This window comes from Microbispora rosea (genome assembly GCF_044460045.1).
In the GTDB taxonomy this organism is placed as follows: domain Bacteria; phylum Actinomycetota; class Actinomycetes; order Streptosporangiales; family Streptosporangiaceae; genus Microbispora; species Microbispora rosea.
This window is the reverse complement of sequence record NZ_JBITJO010000008.1, coordinates 87,961-105,930: the sequence shown is the minus strand read 5'-3', so window position 1 is coordinate 105,930 and position 17,970 is coordinate 87,961. Positions and strand designations below refer to the sequence as shown.

General features: G+C 72.1%; 13 protein-coding genes. 7 read left to right on the top strand and 6 right to left on the bottom strand.

The window, feature by feature from the left end; genetic code table 11:
* Window positions 1-3 precede the first annotated feature (3 nt).
* The gene (locus ACIBK1_RS29540; protein ID WP_396738980.1) at window positions 4-2,001 is read left to right on the top strand and encodes a thioredoxin domain-containing protein; all 1,998 of its coding nucleotides are present in this window, start codon (window positions 4-6) and stop codon (window positions 1,999-2,001) included.
* 49 nt (window positions 2,002-2,050) lie between these two features.
* Here ACIBK1_RS29540 and ACIBK1_RS29535 read toward each other — a convergent pair whose 3' ends face one another.
* Window positions 2,051-2,947: a LysR family transcriptional regulator gene (locus ACIBK1_RS29535; protein ID WP_396738978.1), complete on the bottom strand. Its 897-nt coding sequence runs from the start codon at window positions 2,945-2,947 to the stop codon at window positions 2,051-2,053.
* A 143-nt stretch (window positions 2,948-3,090) separates the two neighbouring features.
* Between ACIBK1_RS29535 and ACIBK1_RS29530 the strand changes: the two genes are divergently transcribed.
* On the top strand, window positions 3,091-4,395 hold the full coding sequence (locus ACIBK1_RS29530; protein WP_396738976.1) for an FAD-binding oxidoreductase: 1,305 nt from the start codon (window positions 3,091-3,093) through the stop codon (window positions 4,393-4,395).
* Between the two features lie 81 nt (window positions 4,396-4,476).
* Here the strand turns inward: ACIBK1_RS29530 and ACIBK1_RS29525 are convergent, their stop codons facing one another.
* Window positions 4,477-6,909, bottom strand: a complete 2,433-nt coding sequence (locus ACIBK1_RS29525) for a transglycosylase domain-containing protein (RefSeq protein WP_396738974.1) — start codon at window positions 6,907-6,909, stop codon at window positions 4,477-4,479.
* Window positions 6,910-7,071: 162 nt separating this feature from the next.
* Complete coding sequence (locus tag ACIBK1_RS29520; RefSeq protein WP_030507571.1) at window positions 7,072-7,539, bottom strand: Lrp/AsnC family transcriptional regulator; 468 nt, start codon at window positions 7,537-7,539, stop codon at window positions 7,072-7,074.
* A 96-nt stretch (window positions 7,540-7,635) separates the two neighbouring features.
* Here ACIBK1_RS29520 and hppD point away from each other — a divergent pair, with 96 nt between their 5' ends.
* The 3 genes from hppD to ACIBK1_RS29505 all read left to right on the top strand — a co-directional run bounded on the left by hppD (window position 7,636) and on the right by ACIBK1_RS29505 (window position 10,920).
* Window positions 7,636-8,739 carry a 4-hydroxyphenylpyruvate dioxygenase gene (gene hppD, locus ACIBK1_RS29515; protein WP_051761597.1) on the top strand — a complete coding sequence of 368 codons (1,104 nt, stop codon included), beginning with the start codon at window positions 7,636-7,638 and terminating at the stop codon, window positions 8,737-8,739.
* Between the two features lie 68 nt (window positions 8,740-8,807).
* A complete protein-coding gene (locus tag ACIBK1_RS29510) occupies window positions 8,808-9,314 on the top strand; it encodes an RDD family protein (RefSeq protein WP_396738971.1) in 507 nt (168 codons plus the stop codon).
* 100 nt (window positions 9,315-9,414) lie between these two features.
* The gene (locus ACIBK1_RS29505; RefSeq protein ID WP_081903466.1) at window positions 9,415-10,920 is read left to right on the top strand and encodes a M1 family metallopeptidase; all 1,506 of its coding nucleotides are present in this window, start codon (window positions 9,415-9,417) and stop codon (window positions 10,918-10,920) included.
* A 25-nt stretch (window positions 10,921-10,945) separates the two neighbouring features.
* On the opposite strand, the gene ilvA is transcribed toward ACIBK1_RS29505, so the two are convergent.
* The 3 genes from ilvA to ACIBK1_RS29490 are packed head-to-tail and all read right to left on the bottom strand — an operon-like array spanning window position 10,946 to window position 14,386.
* The gene (gene ilvA / locus ACIBK1_RS29500) at window positions 10,946-12,160 is read right to left on the bottom strand and encodes a threonine ammonia-lyase (RefSeq protein ID WP_030507575.1); all 1,215 of its coding nucleotides are present in this window, start codon (window positions 12,158-12,160) and stop codon (window positions 10,946-10,948) included.
* A gap of 37 nt (window positions 12,161-12,197) precedes the next feature.
* Window positions 12,198-13,163 (bottom strand): ROK family protein, encoded by a 966-nt coding sequence (locus ACIBK1_RS29495; protein WP_030507576.1) that lies wholly within the window; start codon window positions 13,161-13,163, stop codon window positions 12,198-12,200.
* Complete coding sequence (locus ACIBK1_RS29490; RefSeq protein ID WP_231513849.1) at window positions 13,160-14,386, bottom strand: FIST signal transduction protein; 1,227 nt, start codon at window positions 14,384-14,386, stop codon at window positions 13,160-13,162. The genes ACIBK1_RS29495 and ACIBK1_RS29490 overlap by 4 nt, the downstream gene beginning before the upstream one ends.
* 159 nt (window positions 14,387-14,545) lie before the next feature.
* Here ACIBK1_RS29490 and ACIBK1_RS29485 point away from each other — a divergent pair, with 159 nt between their 5' ends.
* Both ACIBK1_RS29485 and ACIBK1_RS29480 read left to right on the top strand, forming a co-directional pair.
* A complete protein-coding gene (locus tag ACIBK1_RS29485; protein WP_076433982.1) occupies window positions 14,546-15,955 on the top strand; it encodes a sigma 54-interacting transcriptional regulator in 1,410 nt (469 codons plus the stop codon).
* A 7-nt stretch (window positions 15,956-15,962) separates the two neighbouring features.
* Window positions 15,963-17,906, top strand: a complete 1,944-nt coding sequence (locus ACIBK1_RS29480; RefSeq protein ID WP_030507579.1) for a vWA domain-containing protein — start codon at window positions 15,963-15,965, stop codon at window positions 17,904-17,906.
* The last annotated feature ends 64 nt before the right edge of the window (window positions 17,907-17,970 follow it).

Here is a 17,970-nt window from a genome sequence, read left to right as displayed (position 1 = left end):
CCTATGAACCGGCTGGGCGGCGAGACCTCTCCCTACCTCCTGCAACACGCGGACAATCCCGTGGACTGGTCCCCCTGGGGAGAGGACGCCTTCGAGGAGGCGCGCCGGCGCGACGTCCCCCTGCTGATCAGCGTGGGCTACTCGGCGTGTCACTGGTGCCATGTCATGGCCCACGAGTCGTTCGAGGACGAGGCCACCGCGCGGCTGATGAACGAGTTGTTCGTCAACGTCAAGGTGGACCGCGAGGAGCGGCCCGACGTGGACGCGGTCTACATGGGCGCGGTCCAGGCGATGACCGGGCAGGGCGGCTGGCCGATGACGGTCTTCGCCACACCCGACGGGCATCCGTTCTACGCCGGCACCTACTTTCCCCGGCCGCACTTCCAGCGGCTGCTGCACGCCGTCTCGCAGGCCTGGGGGCAGGACCGGGAGGGCGTCCTGACCCAGGGGGAGAAGGTGGTGGAGGCGCTCGCCGACCGGACCGGGGTGCCCTCGGGCCCGCTGCCCACCGCCGAGACCCTCGACCTCGCCGTACGGAACCTCGCGGAGAGCTTCGACGAGCGGCGGGGCGGATTCGGCGGTGCGCCCAAGTTTCCGCCGTCCATGGTTCTGGAGTTCCTGCTGCGGCACGGCACCGGGGAGGCCGTGGCCATGGCCGAGACGACCATGGAGGCGATGGCCAGGGGCGGCATGTACGACCAGCTCGGCGGGGGCTTCGCCCGTTACTCGGTCGACGCCGGCTGGGTCGTGCCGCACTTCGAGAAGATGCTCTACGACAACGCGCTGCTGCTGCGGGTCTACGCGCACTGGTGGCGGGCGACCGGCTCGGTCCTGGCCAAGCGAGTGGCCCTGGAGACCGCCGAATGGCTGCTGCGGGAGATGCGCACCCCCGAGGGCGCGTTCGCCTCGGCCCTCGACGCCGACAGCGAGGGGCCGGACGGCGCCCATGGCGAGGGCCTTTTCTACGTCTGGACCCCCGAGCAGCTCCGCGAGGTCCTCGGGGAGGACGACGCCGCCTGGGCGGCCTCGGTGTTCGAGGTGACCGGCACGTTCGAGCACGGCACGTCGGTGCTCCAGCTTCTCGCCGACCCCGACGACCCGGCCCGGTTCGACCGGGTCCGTACGGCCCTGCGCGCCGCCCGGGAGCGGCGGCCACGACCCGGCCGGGACGACAAGGTCGTGGCCTCCTGGAACGGGCTCGCGATCGCCGCCCTGGCGGAGACGGGCGCGCTCTTCGACCGGCCGGATCTCGTCGAGGCCGCTCGCGAGGCGGCCGTGCTGCTCGACGACCTGCACACGGTGAGCCGCGACCCGGCCCGGTTGCTGCGGACCTCACGCGACGGCCGGGCGGGGGCCAACGCCGGCATGCTGGAGGACTACGCCAACGCCGCCGAGGGCTTCCTCGCCCTTTACGGCGTCACCGGCGAGAGCCGGTGGTTCCACCGCGCGGGAGACCTGCTGGAGACCGTGCTGACGCGGTTCCCCGACGGGTCAGGGGGGTTCTACGACGCCCCCGACGACGGCGAGCGGCTGTTCCAGCGGCCCCAGGACCCCACCGACAACGCGACGCCCTCGGGCCAGTTCGCGGCGGCGGGGGCGCTGCTGTCGTACGCCGCGCTCACCGGTTCCGCCCGGCACCGAGAGGCGGCCGAGGCGGCGCTGGGCACGGTGTCCGCGCTGGCGGAGCGATACGCCCGGTTCGCCGGGTGGGGTCTCGCGGTGGCGGAGGCGGCGCTGCGCGGCCCCGCAGAGGTGGCGATCGTCGGCCCTGCCGACGACGCCCGCACCCGCGCGCTGCACAGGGCCGCCCTCATGTCCGGCACGCCGGGGCTGGTCGTCGCGCTGGGCACGGGACAGCTCGGCGCCGTGCCGATGGACGTGCCGCTGCTCGAAGGGCGGGGCATGGTGGACGGTTCGCCTGCGGCCTACGTGTGCCGGCGGTTCACCTGCCGGGCGCCGGTCACCACACCCGCCGAGCTGCGCGCCGAACTGGCCCAGTAGAAACGGCACAGTAGAAGCGGCACGGGAGAAGCGGGAGGACGGGACGCTCTCAGGCATGGCCGCCGACCAGATCGCCGGCCGCCCTGACGAAGGCGCGGACGCGTGCGGTGGAGTTGTCACCCCTCCACAGCAGCCCCCATCGCAACGGCGGGGCGTCGCTGAACGGGATGTAGGCGACGTCGGGCCTGACGTAGTAGCGCCGAGCCTGCGCGCCGACCGGAAAGACGCCATGACCCGCGCCGATGAGGGTGAGCATCTCGTTGAACGTGGCGGCGGAGGGGCCGGGTTCGATCACCCGTCCGGAGGGCGTGGTGCGCGGGGTGCGGTCCTCACGCAGTGAATCCGGGAGCGTGCCGGGCAGCTGGAGCAGGGGAACCCGGGCCAGATCCTCCAGGGAGACCGACTCCCGGCGGGCGAACGGATGCCCGGACGGCACCGCGAGCATCCGCGCCTCCGACACCAGGACCGGCCCGGTGGCGATGCCGGGCTCCTCGATGGGGAAGGTGCCCAGTGCGACGTCGACCTCACCGACGCGCAGCCAGGGCATGAGATCCACCATCTGCGCCTCCCGGAGCTGGATGTCGCAACCGGACTCGCGCCGCCGCATGAGGTCGGCCGCCCCGACGAGCAGTTGCCCTGCCGCGGCGCCGACGAAGGCGACCCGCAGGGTGCCGGTGACGCCGCGGCCCGCGGCGACTGCCTGCTCGAACGCGGAAGTGATCTGGCGCCAGGCGGGTCGCACCTCCTCGTGCAGCCTGCGTCCCAACGGGGTCAGCTCCACCCGGCGGCTGGTGCGGTCGAACAGCGGGACGCCGATGCGGCGTTCGAGCTTGGCGATGGTCTGGCTGATCCGGGCGGTGGACACCCGCAGGCGTTCGGCGGTGCGGCCGAAGTGCAGCTCCTCCGCCAGGGTGAGGAACGCCTCCAGCTCGTGCCGCTCCAGCATGACGCCCCCATCGTTAACCCAGGCTTCACGATCATTGCACAGGACCGCGTTGATCGGCTTCCCGCTCCCGTCGAAAGTGGAACACGTCCAGAAACCCCTCTGGCCTGCGACCCGTCTGCCCGCCACCACGGAAAGAAGTGATCGTGAACGCACTGAACGCCCTGCACTCGGCCATCCGCGGCCGGGTCTGGCTGCCCGGCGACTCCGGCTTCGATGCCTCCCGCCGTCCATGGAACCTGGCCGTCGAACAACCTGTGGCGGCCGTGGTCGAGGCCGCCGACGCCGACGACGTCGCCGCGCTGGTCCGGCACGCCCGCGCCGCCGGCCTGACCGTCGCCACACAGCCGAACGGGCACGGCGCGACCGGCCGCACCGACGGCGCCGTCCTGCTGCGCACCCGGCCGCTGGACTTCGTGGAGATCGACCCGGCCGCCCGGCGCGCCCGCGTCGGAGCCGGCGTGTCCTCCGGCCGTCTACAGGCCGCCGCCGCGGCGTACGGCCTGACCGGCCTGCCGGGCAGCTCTCCGGTCGTCAGCGTCACCGGCGTCGCCCTCGGCGGTGGTCTCAGCTGGTTCGGCCGCAGACACGGCTGGGTCGCCGACAGCGTGACCGCCTTCGACGTCGTCGACGCCGAAGGACGGCAGCTGCGCGTCACCGGCGACACCGACCCCGACCTGTTCTGGGCCCTGCGCGGCGGAGGCGGCGACTTCGCGATCGTCACCGCCCTGGAACTGTCCCTCCATCCCGCCCCACGGCTCTACGGAGGGCGGGTGCTGTGGCCGGCCGAGCACGCGCCGGACGTGGCCGACGCCTATCGGCGGATCACCGCCGCCGCGCCGGACGAGCTGACCGTCTGGCTGGACCTGCTGCATTTCCCCGGCTCCGCGCCCATGGTGGCCGTGGACGCCACGCACCTCGGTCAGGCGGCCGAGGCTCGCGACCTGCTGGCTCCCCTGGACCGCCTTCCCCCGCCGCTGTCGGACACCCGGCGGATCATGCCGGTCTCCGAGCTCGGGTCCATCACCGCCGAGCCCACCGACCCCGGGGCCGGCTCCTCCCGCGGCGAACTGCTGACCGCGCTGGACGACACGACGGCCAAGACGTTGCTCGCCGACCCCATCGCCCCGCTGATGAGCGTGCAGATCCGCCATCTGGGCGGTGCGTTCGCCGGCCCGTCCGACAGCCCGCACGGACCGCTGGCCGAGCCGTACGCGCTTTATCTGTTCGGCGTCCCCGCCGACCCGGCGACGGCCGGGGAGATCACGGCCAAGCAGCGCGCACTCGCCGACGCCCTCCCGATCAGCGGGCGTAAGCCCTTCACCTTCCTCAGCCCCGGAGAGAGCGTGGCCGACGCGTTCACCCCCGCGGTGGTGGACCGCCTCCGTGACCTCAAGCGCCGCCACGATCCCCATGACGTCTTCCGCGGCAACTTCCCCGTCCTCGCCTGAACGGTCAGAGCCTGAACGGTCAGAGCCTGAAGGGTCAGCGCTTGAAGGGTCAGCGGCGCTCGCCGGCGGAGTGGCCGGCCGTCAGCGGCCGGGAACCTGGGCGATCGGGAGCTGCGGCCCGGGGAGCTGCGCGACCGGGCCGGTCTGACCACCCTGACCACTCTGGTTGTTCTGGCCGGTCCGCCGGGTGCCTGGGTCGGTGCCACCGGGGTCGGATCTGGTGGTCCCCGTATCGGGGACGGCGCGGGTGGCGGCGTCCGCCGCATCCGTATCGCGAGTGCGGCCGGTGCCGGTCGGGCCGTTCGCGCCGCGGATGCCGTTCGCGCCGCCTCTGGGGGCGTCCTCGCCGTCGTGGCCGGTCACGCCCTGCTGCTCCTCGTCCGGCCCTGCCGGCACACCGGGCACACCGGGCGCGCCGGGCACACCGGGCGCGTCGGGATCGGACGCCATCGCCCCGTCACCCGGCCCGTACGGCATGGGCGACCCGTCCGGCCCCGACGGATAGGCCGTGGGCGCCCCGCTCTGCTGGGGCATGGCCATGCCGTAGGTGTCCCAGTAGTAGGGGTTCCACGTGACCGGGTCGGGGAACTCCCGCACCGGCTTGCCCTCCATGGCGGTGCTCATGAAGGTCTTCCAGATCTCGGCGGGCAGCGTGCCGCCGTACAGCTCGCCGTAACCGGGGACGCTCACCGGCTTGTTGTCGTCGCGGAACATGTCGACCGCGACGGCCAGCTGCGGGACGTAGCCGGAGAACCACACGGCCGCCGACTCGTCGGTGGTGCCGGTCTTGCCCGCGACCGGGCGGTCCCACAGCCGCGCGCCCGTGCCGGTGCCGCCGCGCACCACCTGCTCCAGCGCGTACGTCGTGTCGGCGGCGGTGTTCTCGCTGAAGGCCCGGACGCCGGGCGGGGCGAATTTCCGGGTGAGACCGGTGGTGTCGGTGACCGCCCGGATCACGTGCGGCTCATGGTGGATGCCTCCGGCGGCGAAGGTGGCGAAGCCGGAGGCCTGCTGCACGGCGCTCACCGACGCCACCCCGAGGGGCAACGTGGCGGCGCTCCGGTGCGGGGCGAGCTGCGCGGCGGGAATCCCGGCGGCCTGGGCCGCGGCGACGACCTTGTCGAGGCCGATGCGCTGCCCGAGGTCCACGAAGGCGGTGTTGACCGAGAACTGTGTCGCCTGGAGCAGTGTGATCGCCTGCCCGTACGACTTGCTCCCGGAGTTGGGGATGTCGGCGGAGCCGATGCGGATGGGTGAGTTGCCGTAGACCAGCGCGTCGAGCCCGTATCCGGCTTCGAGCGCGGCGGCCAGTGTGTAGGGCTTGAAGGTCGAGCCCGCCTGGACCTTGGCGGAGAAGGCGTTGTCGTACTGGTTGGTCTCGTAACGACCGCCGTAGAAGGCGACGACCTCGCCGCTCGCGGGATCGACGGCCGCGAGGCCGGTGCGGACCTTCTTGGGGGTGTTGTCCGGCAGGACCGACTTGACCGCCTGCTGGGCCTGCGCCATGAGCTTTTTGTCGAACGTCGTGGTGACCTTCAGGCCGCCGTGGTTGATGTCCTCGTCCGTGTAGCCGAGCCGGTTCAGCTCCGCGCGCACCTGCGCCAGCATGTAGCCGTTCTGGCCGCCGAGGGACAACGGCGCCCGCTGCTTCGCGAGGGTGGGGAACACCTGCGCGCCGGCCTCTTCACGGGTGATCGCGCCGATCTCGCGCATGCCCTGGATCACCGACGTCCATCTGGCCTTCACCGCGTCGAGCGCGGCCCCGGCCGGGTTGGCGAATCGGGTCGGCTGCTGGATCACGGCGGCGAGGTAGGCGCCCTCGGCCGCCGTCAGGTTCTGCACGTCCTTGTCGAAGTAGGCCCGGGCGGCGGCCTGGATGCCGTAAGCCCCACGGCCGAAGTAGATGGTGTTGAGGTAGCGCTCCAGCACCCAGTCTTTCGTCTTGGAACGATCCACCTTGAGCGCGATCATGATCTCCTTGAGCTTGCGCCCGATGGAGCGTTCCTGACCGAGGCCGCTGTAGTAGTTGCGGACCATCTGCTGAGTGATCGTGGAGCCGCCCTGGAGCTGCCGGCCGGTGACCGTGGACCACACGGCGCGGGCCGTTCCGGACAGGGAGACGCCCTGGTCCTGATAGAACGTCCGGTTCTCCGCCGCGATGACCGCGCCTCTGACGACCTGGGGGACCTGCGCGAGCGGCACGGTCTTGCGGTTGACGCCCTCGGTGGCGAGGACCGTCTTGCCGTCCCGGTAATAGATCACCGAACCCTGGGCCGTCGCCAGCTCCTGAGTGCTGTCCGGGATGGGGGTCAGCGCCCACACCACGGCCAGGAACACGCCAAGCGCGACGATCCCGGTGGCGAGGCTCACGAGGAGGACACGCGGCAGCCGTCTTCGCCGGCGAGGCTTCGGCGCGCCGCCGTCCCCGCCGCCTCCTTTCCCGTTCGGGCCGCCGAGCGACGCCCGCGGTTCCGCGGCGCCCTCCCCGATCGGGCCCTCTTCGGCGCTGTCCACGCTGTGACCCCCGATAAGTCCGATACCCCCGCTACGCCCATTTGTGCGCGCTGAGCTGGGCGGATGGAACCACGGTAAACGATGGCCATCGATGGTCCGGCACTTCCCGCCACGTCTGTGGAAAAGCCTGCCCCGGACAGAGGAGACTGTGGAAAACGCGGGTCAACCCCCGGCCGCACGGACGAGCGGGAGGGTCCGGTACGGCACCGGCGTGTCGAGCGCGATCACCGATTCGGTCCTCACGACGCCCTGAACGTCCACGATCAGGTCGATGACGCGCTGGAGGTCGGCGTTGCTGCGGGCGACCACCCGGCAGAGCATGTCTCCCCCGCCGGTGATCGTGTGGACCTCCAGGACCTCGGGGACGAGCGCGAGCTGGTCGGCCACCGGCACGTGCCCCGCGACCTGCCTGATGTGCAACGTCACGAAGGCCGTCACGTCGAAGCCGAGCGCGGCCGGATCGATGTCCGGCCCGTAGCCGGTGATGACGCCCTTCTCGGCCATCCGGTCGAGCCGGGCCTGCACCGTCCCCCGGGCGACGTTCAGCCGCCGGGAGCACTCCAGCACGCCGATCCTGGGCTCGGCGGCCAGCAGGGCGACGAGCTGTGCGTCGAGGTGGTCAATCGTCATAACGATTTCCCCTTGTATGAGGCGAGGACTGAGCACATTGTCCACCAAATCAACTCACTGTTGCGCAAATTGGCCACGTCACCGGACAGTTGGCGTATGAACGATGTCTTTCCGGTTCACGGCATGGACGCGGTGGTCTTCGCGGTCGGCAACGCGAAGCAGGCCGCCCACTACTACTCGACCGCCTTCGGGATGCGCCTGGTGGCCTACCGAGGGCCGGAGACGGGCAGCCGCGACGAGGTGGCGTACGTCCTCGTGTCGGGCTCGGCCCGGTTCGAACTGCGCGGAGCCGTACGCGCGGGCACGCCGCTCGCGCGTCACGTGGCCGAGCACGGCGACGGCGTCATCGACCTCGCGCTGGACGTGCCGGACGTGGAGACGGCCTACCGCCATGCGCTGGAGCAGGGCGCCCGTGGCCTGGAGGAGCCGCACGTGGTCGAGGACGACCACGGCAAGGTCGTGGTCGCGGCGATCGCGGCCTACGGCGAGACCCGGCACACGCTGATCGACAGGTCCAACTACACCGGGCTCTACCTGCCGGGATACGTCGCGGCCGAGCCCATCGTCGCGCCGCCCGCGGTGAAGAACGGCCGGCTTTTCCAGGCGGTCGACCACTGCGTCGGCAACGTCGAGCGCATGGAGGAGTGGGTGGAGTTCTATGAGAAGGTCATGGGCTTCACCAAGATGGCGGAATTCATCGGCGACGACATCGCCACCGAATACTCGGCGTTGATGTCCAAGGTCGTCGCGGACGGCACCCGCAAGGTCAAGTTCCCGCTGAACGAGCCCGCCGAGGGCAAGAAGAAGTCCCAGATCGAGGAGTTCCTGGAGTTCTACGGCGGCCCGGGCGTGCAGCACATCGCGCTGGCCACCAACGACATCGTCACGACGGTCGACGCCATGCGCGAGGCGGGGGTCGAGTTCCTCGACACGCCCGACTCCTACTACGACGACCCGGAGCTGCGTTCCCGCATCGGCGAGGTCCGCGTGCCGGTCGAGGAGCTGAAGAGGCGCCGCATCCTCGTGGACCGCGACGAGGACGGCTACCTTCTGCAGATCTTCACCAAGCCCGTGGTGGACCGTCCGACCGTCTTCTTCGAGCTCATCGAGCGGCACGGGTCCCTCGGCTTCGGCAAGGGCAACTTCAAGGCGCTCTTCGAGGCCATCGAGCGCGAGCAGGAACGCCGCGGCACCCTCTGACACCCCGCTGACGCACCCTTTGCGCGTGCCCGGCTTTGCCCGAAGGGCGGCGGGGTGACCATTCAGCCATGGGAACACCGCCGCCTCCGGGAAACCCGTACGAGGAACCGAGGAGTCCCTGGACGCCCCCGCCCTTCGGGCAGACGGCGCCGCGGCTCGCCGGCCGCTGGCGCCGCCTGTTCGCCGGGATCGTCGACGTCGTGCTCGTCGGGCTCGTCACCTCACCGCTCACCTGGGGCAACTGGAGGGTCACGTACGACAGCGCGACGGAGGCGGTGGCGCGGATCCCGGTCGGCGACGGCCTTCTCGTCGGGGTGATCGGGTTCTTCTACTACTGGCTGCTCCAGTCCTTCTGGGGCGGCCAGACGGTGGGCAAGAGGCTGTTCGGCATGCGCGTCGTGCGGGAGACCGGAGAGCAGGCCGGCCCCGGGCCGATCGCGGTGCGGCAGGCGGTGGAGATCGTCCTGGGCTGGCTGTGCTGCCTCGGGCTGGTGAACCTGGCGTGGATCCTGTTCGACCGCAGGAAGCAGGCCCTGCACGACAAGGCGGCCAGGACGCTCGTCGTGGACGCCTGACTCTGCCCGCCCGCGGACCCCGGCGACCCCTGCGAGCAGGGAAAACGTCCGGGGTCACTACCGGGACCACGCCGTGGCCTCGCGTAGAGTTGCCACACATATGTCCACGCATCCTCTTCCTCCGTTCCCAGCGCCGACCACCACGCCGACGGGCGTGCGGGCCGGCAGGTCGCTCTCCGCGCTGATCTGTGCCGTGGCCGTGGGGGCCGTCACGGCCTGCGCGCCGTCCGAGGGCGCGGTCGCGCCGTCCCCGGCGGCGGCGGTCGCCCCGGCATCGCCGGGCGCGGGCGCGTCGAGGGGCACCATGGGAGCCCCGGGCATCGGCGACCCGGACTTCCCCAGCGACGGCAACGGCGGATACGACGTCCAGCACTACGACCTGCGCCTGTCGTACGATCCGGCGTCCAGGAAGCTCGCGGGCAGCGCCACGATCGAGGCGAAGGCCGTACAGGACCTGACGTCCTTCGACCTGGACCTGCACGGGCTCGCGGTGAGCCGGGTGACGGTGGACGGCGGGGCGGCCGCGTTCACCCGCAGCAAGGACGAGCTCGTGATCGAGCCGGGCAGGCGGATCTCGAACGGCGACCGCTTCGCGGTCGCGGTCGACTACTCGGGCGTGCCGGAACCGATGCGCGACTCCGCCAACCTCGGCAAGTACGGCTTCATCTCCACCCCGGACGGGGCGTTCGTCACGTGTGAGCCGAACGGCGCGAAGACCTGGTTCCCGTCGAACGACCACCCCTCGGACAAGGCGACCTACGACTTCCAGATCACCGTCCCCGAGGGGCTGACCGCGATCGCCAACGGCGAGATGACGGGGACGCCGCAGACCAAGGCGGGCAAGACGACCTTCGTCTGGCGGGAGAAGCACCCGATGGCGAGCTATCTCGCCACGATGACGACCGGGAAGTTCCAGGTCCGCACCGGCACGAGCGAAAAGGGCCTGCCGATCTACGCGGCCGTCGCCGACTCCTTCCACGGCTCGCTCGACCAGCTCTTCACGGAGACGGGGAAGATCACCGACTACTGGTCGACCGTGTTCGGGCCCTACCCCTTCTCCTCCACCGGCGGCGTGATCGACGACTACGCGGCGGGGTACGCGCTGGAGAACCAGACCAAGCCCATCTACGGCGGCTTCTCACCCGAGCCCACGATCATCGCGCACGAGCTCGCGCACCAGTGGTTCGGCGACAGCCTGAGCATCGGGCGCTGGCGGGACCTGTGGCTCAACGAGGGCTTCGCGACGTACGCCGAGTGGCTGTGGGCGGAGCACGCCGGCCAGTACACGGCCGATTCCGCCTTCCGGCGCTACTACGCGAACGCGGCCGACCCGATGTGGAACTACCCCCCGGGCACGGCCCGCGCCGGCGACCTGTTCGGCTCCGCCGTCTACAACCGCGGCGCGATGACGCTGCACGCCCTGCGCCGGGAGATCGGGGACGACAAGTTCTTCCCGCTGATCAGGGAGTGGACGAACGCCCACAGGTACGGCACCGTCACGACGCAGGAGTTCATCGCGCTGGCCGAGCGCGTCTCGGGCAAGAACCTCAAGGAGCTGTTCGACGCCTGGCTGTTCCAGCCGAGGCGGCCCGCCCCGATCACGTGACCGGCGCGGGCCCGGGCGGGAAAGACTAGGAGAACAGCAGCTTGTAGCCGTCCCGCCGCAGGGCGCTCAGCACCTCGTCGCAGTGCGCCGGGCCACGGGTCTCCAGCTGCAGCAGGACCTCGGCCTCCTCCAGGTGCAGCCGGGAGCCGAACCGCTCGTGCACCACGTCGAGCACGTTGGCGCCGAGGTCGGCCAGCCGGGCCAGCAGCGCGGCCAGCGCCCCGGGACGGTCGGTCAGCCGGATGCGGAAGGCGAGGTAGCGGCCCGCCGCCGCCAGGCCGTGCCGCAGCACCCTGGCCAGCAGCAGCGGGTCGATGTTGCCGCCCGACAGCACGACGACCACCGGCGGCTCGAACGCGTGCGGCTGGTCGAGCAGCGCCGCGACCCCCGCCACCCCGGCCGGTTCCACCAGCAGCTTCGAGCGTTCGAGGCACAGCAGCAGGGCCCGTGACAGCGACTCCTCCGAGACCGTCACGACGCTGTCCACCAGGTAGTGGATCAGCTCGAACGGCAGGTCGCCCGGCCGCCCGACCGCGATGCCGTCCGCCATCGTCGACGTGGGCTCGACCATGACCGGCCGACCCGCGGCCAAGGAGTCGGGGTAGGCCGCGGCCCGCTCGGCCTGCACGCCCACCACCTTGATCCCCGGACGCTGGGACTTCACCGCGAGCGCGACCCCCGCCGCGAGACCGCCGCCGCCGATGGGCAGCACGATCGTGGCCGTGCCGGGAAGCTGCTCAAGGATCTCCAGGCCGACCGTGCCCTGCCCGGCCACCACGTCGGGGTGGTCGAACGGGTGGATGAACACCGCGCCGGTCCTGTCGGCGTGCTCCTTCGCCGCCCGCAGCGCCTCGTCGACCGTGTGCCCCGCGAAGACCACGTCGGCGCCGTACGCCCGGGTGGCCTCCACCTTCGGCAGCGGCGCGCCCTCGGGCATGTAGACGGTCGACTTGGCCCCGACCAGCGACGAGCCCAGCGCCACGCCCTGCGCGTGGTTGCCGGCGCTGGCCGCCACCACGCCCCTGGCCCGCTCCTCCTCGCTCAGGCGCGCGATCCGCACGTAGGCCCCGCGGATCTTGAACGACCCGGCCCGCTGGAGGTTCTCGCATTTGAGGTGCACCGAGCCGCCGACGATCTCGGACAGCACCCGTGAGTGCAGGACGGGCGTCTGCGCCGCCACTTCCGACAGCGACTCGCGTGCGGCGACGACGTCCTCGTACGTCACCTGTGGGACAGCCATGCGCCAATCATCACAGGTCCCCGAAGGCGACACGCCTTCAGAGGGGTGACCAGTATTTGTCCGCGCCGATCACGAGGGCGGCGGCGCCGACGAGACCGGCGTCCTGGCCGAGCGCGGCGGGCACGACCCGCACCCGCCCGGCGAACCCCATCCGGGTGTGCTCCCGCAAGGCCTCCTCCAGCGGCCCGAACAGCAGGTCGCCCGCCTGGCTGAGCCCGCCGCCGACGGTCACGAGATCGAGGTCGCACAGGTTGACGGCGGAGGCGATCGCGATGCCCAGGGCGCGCCCGGCCCGGGCCATCGCGGCCAGCGCGATCGCGTCGCCCGCCGCGGCGTCGGCGGCCAGCCTGCGCGCGGTCGCCGTCCCCTCCTCCTGGTAGAGCTCCCCGCGGGTGACCGCGGCGTTCGGCGACCAGCCCTGGGCGAGCGCCCAGGCGGCGAGGCCGGGGCCGCGGGCGATCGCCTCCAGGCAGCCGTGGCCGCCGCAGCCGCACGGCGGGCCCTCGGGGTCGACCACGACGTGACCGATGTGACCGGCGTTGCCCGTTCCGCCGTCGATGAGCCTGCCGCCGAGGATGAGCCCACCGCCGACGCCGGTCGACACGACCATCCCCAGCATGGCCGCGCTCCCCCGCCCGGCGCCGCGCCAGTGCTCGGCGACGGCCAGGCAGATCGCGTCGTTGTGGATGCGGACCGGGACGCCGGGAAAGCGGCCGGCGAGCCTGCCGCGCAGCGGGAAGCCGCGCCAGCCGCCCATGTTGAGCGGCGAGACCTCCCCCTCGGGCCAGGTCATCGGGCCGCCGCAGCCGATGCCCACGCCGGCGAGGCCGGCGGGCACGTCCAGCCGGTCGAGCAGGGCGGTCAGCGTGTGCCACAGCGTCTCGGCGTCGGCGCCCTGCGGGGTGGCGACCCGCTCGGCGGCCACGACCTGCCCGTCCGGCTCCACCAGACCCGCCGCGAACTTCGTGCCGCCGATGTCGACGGCCAGCGTGAGGTCGCTCACGCGCCCGCTCCCGTGCCGGTGGACAGCCCCGTGCCGCTGGAGAATCCGGTGCCGCTGGAGAAGACGAGCAGCGACGCGGTGAAGCCGTGGACGTGGTTGTGCCCGCTGACCGGCCCGACCTCGCCCGCGGCGAAGAATCCCGCCACCCCGATCGGCCCCAGCGTCTCGCGTACGGCGAGCGCGTCGTGGTCGGCCGTGCCGAACATGCCCGAGCCCCGGCCGTTGCAGGAGAACAGCAGGGCCCCCTCGACCCGGCCGGAGTGCTGCTGCAGGTGGGCGTCGAGCAGTTCGTAGAGGTCCTCGTCGGCCGTCTCGGCATCCCTGACCTGGAACCGCACCGTCCTGCCGATCTCGATCACGTCGCCGACGGCCACCGCCTCGCGTTCGGGGTCGATGCCGATGACCCCGCGGATCAGGAAGTCGCCGCGCTCGTGGCGCTCGGCGTACTCGTCCATGGCGATGCCGATCTGTAAGCCGGCGGCCACCAGGTCGCGGTCCTCCTCGTCGAGGGCACTGACGATGTCCTCCAGGCGGGCCAGGGCGGGCTGGCCGGCGAGCTCCAGCAGCACGTTGTCCTCGGCCCGGGTGACGACCATGGACGGGCCGATGGGCCGGCAGCCCTGGCTGACGACCGTGCCGATGTTCACCTCGCCACCGATGATCACTCCGATCGCACCGGAGTCGTGGACCTCTCCGTTGGCGAACAGCCGTACGGAGCCGCGGCCCTGGAGCCCGTTGGCCAGGCCGCCGACGATCGGCAGGCTGCCCAGCACCTCGTGCGAGTGCTCGATGAACGCGTCGGTGGGGAAGCTGTAGGGGTCGGCGAGCAGGATCGCGGCCCGGTCGTCGGGGATGCGCTCGGGCAGCCCCACGACCACGAACCTGTCCTCCGTCCGCAGCGTCTCCAGGGCGAAGGTGTCGATCCTGGCGCCGCCGAGGGAGGCCGCCCACGCGCTCACGGCGGAGGTCAGTTCCACGCCCTGCCCGTGCCCGATGACGCCGGTCGCGCTGCAGCCGATCACGTCGGCCCCGGACGCGACGGACATCGCCCGCCTGCCCGCGTTGACCACGTCGTCGGGATCGTCCCCACAGACGAAGAAACACACCAGGTCTGGCGGACCCGACAGGCCGGCCAACGCCTGGCGTACGGCCGTTTCGGCCGCTTCCACCAGGTTGGCGCCCACGGCGAGACCGTCGGCGAAGCGGCTCGTCATTACCGCCATGTCTCGCCCTCTCTTCCTCCGCGACTGTTTCCTTGGGCCGATTCTCCCCACTGAACGGAGGTCGACGCACCGGCCGCCCGTCCAATTGGCCTCGCGGCCCGCAGCCGTGTCTCCAAACCCGGCTGCAGGATCGTCCGATGGGGACGTAGTCTCGACTCCGTGCACAAATCGCCCACGCCTGCCCCTAGCACTCTGCGTGAACTGCGCGAGAGTGGACACCGCCACCGTACGGTCAAGGCCGAGATCAGGGAGAACCTCCTGGCCCGGCTGCGGGCCGGCGAGCCCCGGTTCCCCGGCATCGTCGGCTTCGACGACACCGTCCTGCCCCATCTGGAGCGGGCGCTGATCGCCGGTCACGACCTCGTGCTCCTCGGCGAGCGCGGCCAGGGCAAGACCCGCCTGATCCGCACCATCACCGGCCTGCTCGACGAGTGGTCGCCCGTGGTCGAGGGCTGTGAGATCAACGACCACCCGTACGCGCCGGTCTGCGTCCGATGCCGGCGGCTGGCCGCCGCCCACGGCGACGACCTCCCGGTCGCGTGGAAGCACCGCGAGGACCGGTACGGCGAGAAGCTGGCCACTCCGGACACCTCCGTCGGCGACCTGATCGGCGACGTCGACCCCATCAAGATCGCCGAGGGCCGCACGCTCGGCGACCCCGAGACGGTCCACTACGGCCTGGTCCCCCGCACCAACCGGGGCGTCTTCTCCGTCAACGAGCTGCCCGACCTGGCCGAGCGCATCCAGGTGGCGCTGCTCAACGTGCTGGAGGAGCGCGACATCCAGGTCCGCGGCTACAACCTGCGCCTCCCCCTCGACATCCTGCTGATCGCCAGCGCGAACCCCGAGGACTACACCAACCGCGGCCGGATCATCACCCCGCTGAAGGACCGCTTCGGCGCGGAGATCCGCACGCATTACCCCCGCACGGTCGAGGACGAGCTGGTCCTGATCCGTCAGGAGGCCGACCTCGCCGCCCTCGGCGCGGACCTGCCCGACCACCTGGTGGAGGTGATCGCCCGGTTCACCCGTCTGGTCCGCGAGTCCACCGCCGTCGACTCCCGCTCGGGCGTGTCGGCTCGCTTCTCCATCGCCGCCGCCGAGACCGCCGCCGCCTCCGCCGTACGGCGGGCCGCGCTGACCGGCGAGGAACGGCCCGTCACACGGGTCTGCGACCTGCCCGGCGTGGTCCACACGCTGCGCGGCAAGGTCGAGTTCGAGGTCAGCGAGGAGGGGCGGGAGATCGACGTGCTCGCCCACCTGCTGCGCCGCGCGACGGCCGAGACCTTCCGCGCCTCGCTCGGCGGCGCCGACCTCGCGCCGCTGCTCGACAGGTTCGGCGAGGGCGCGCAGGTCGAGTCGGGCGCGCTCGTGCCGGCCCACGAGCTGCTGCGCAGGATCGGCCGCGTCGAGGGCCTGTCGAAGATCATGACGCGCCTCGGCATGGGCGAGGGCGACGAGTCGCCCGGCCACGCCGCCGCGGCGCTGGAGTTCACGCTGGAGGGGCTCTACCTGATGCGCAGGCTGTCCAAGGACGAGACCGACGGCGCAACGGTGTACCGGACGTGACCCGGCCATGAGCTACTTCTACCGGGAGTACCACGACGGGCCGGACCCACTGGCTCCGCCCTACGACGTGCGCTCGGCGCTGGACGAGATGGGCGACGCCATCCTGTCCGGCTCGACGCCGATCGACGCGCTGCGCGACCTGCTGCGGCGCGGGCTCCCCGGCGCTCCCGACCGCCGCGGCCTGGACGACCTGCTCCGCCAGGTGCGGCGGCGCCGCCGCGAGCTGCGGGACAACACCCGGCTCGACGGCACGCTGGAGCGCGTGCGCGCCCTGCTCGACAAGGCGATCGGCCAGGAGCGCGCGGAGCTGTTCCCCGACCCCTCCGACGACGCCCGCTTCCGCGAGTCGGCGCTCGACGCCCTGCCCTCGGACACGGCGCGGGCGGTCCAGGAACTGGCCGGCTACGACTGGCGGTCGGCCGCTGCGCGGCAGACGTTCGAGGAGCTGCGCGACCTGCTGCGCAGGGAGGTGCTCGACAGCCAGTTCCGCGGCATGCGCGACGCGCTGGCCAACCCCGACCCGGCCGCGATGGAGCGGGTCCGGCAGATGATGTCGGACCTCAACGACATGCTGGACCGCGACGCCCGGGGGGAGCACACCCAGGACGACTTCGACCGGTTCATGCAGCAGTACGGGGACATGTTCCCCGAGAACCCGCAGAACCTCGACGAGCTGGTCGACCAGCTCGCCCGCCGCGCCGCCGCCGCGCAGCGGATGCTCGCCTCGCTCACCCCGGAGCAGCGCGAGGAGCTGGCCGGGCTGATCAACAACACGCTGGAGCAGGCCGGCCTGGCCGAGCAGATGCGCCGGCTCGGCGACGCCCTCTACGCCCGCCGCCCCGACCTCGCCTGGGGCACCCCGGAACGGGTGTCCGGCGAGCAGCCGATGGGCATGAGCGACGCCGTCACGGCCCTGCAGGAGCTGGCCGACCTCGGCGACCTGGAGACCGCGCTGCGCCAGGACTACCCCGGCGCCCGGCTCGACGACGTCGACGAGGCCGCGATCCGGCGAGCGCTCGGCCGCTCGGCCGTGGACGACCTGGAGGCCCTGCGGCAGGTCGAGCGCGAGCTGGAGGCCCAGGGCTACCTGCGGCGCAACCGCGGCAAGCTGGAGCTCACCCCCAAGGCCGTACGCCGGCTCGGGGAGACCGCCCTGCGCCGGGTCTTCGCCTCGCTCGACTCGGGCCGCCGCGGCGACCACGACCAGCGCGACGCGGGCACGGCCGGGGAGCCGACCGGATCGACCCGTCAGTGGCGTTTCGGCGACGAGCAGCCCATCGACGTCGTGCGTACGGTCGTCAACGGCGTGCGGCGGGGCGGCGGCGCGCCGGTGACCCTGACGGTGGACGACTTCGAGGTCGTGGAGACCGAGCGGCGCTCGGCGGCGGCGGTGTGCCTGCTGGTCGACCTGTCCTACTCGATGGCCCTGCGCGGCACCTGGGCGGCGGCCAAGCAGACCGCGCTCGCCCTCCAGGCGCTGGTGGCCTCGAAGTTCCCGCAGGACGCCGTGCAGATCATCGGGTTCTCGAACTACGCGCGGGTGCTGCGGCCCGACGAGCTCGCCGGGCTCGAATGGGACATGGTCCAGGGCACCAACCTGCACCACGCCCTGCTGATCGCGGGCCGTCACCTCGACCGGCACCCGGACTTCGAGCCGGTGGTCCTGGTCGTGACCGACGGCGAGCCGACGGCACATCTGATGCGCAACGGAGTGCCGCGCTTCGAGTGGCCGCCGTCGCAGGAGACGCTGACGCTGACGCTCGCCGAGGTCGACAAGATGACCCGGCGGCGCGCGACGATCAACGTCTTCATGCTGGCCGCCGACGACCGGCTGCGCGAGTTCGTGGATGAGGTCGCCCGGCGCAACGGCGGCCGGGTCTTCTCCGCCAGCGCCGACCGCCTCGGCGAGTACGTCGTCAGCGACTTCCTGCGCGCCCGCCGCACCCGCTGACGAGGGCCGGGCCCCGCACCGCCCGGGCGTCGCGGCCCGCCCGCGGCGTTGCCCGGGTGCGACG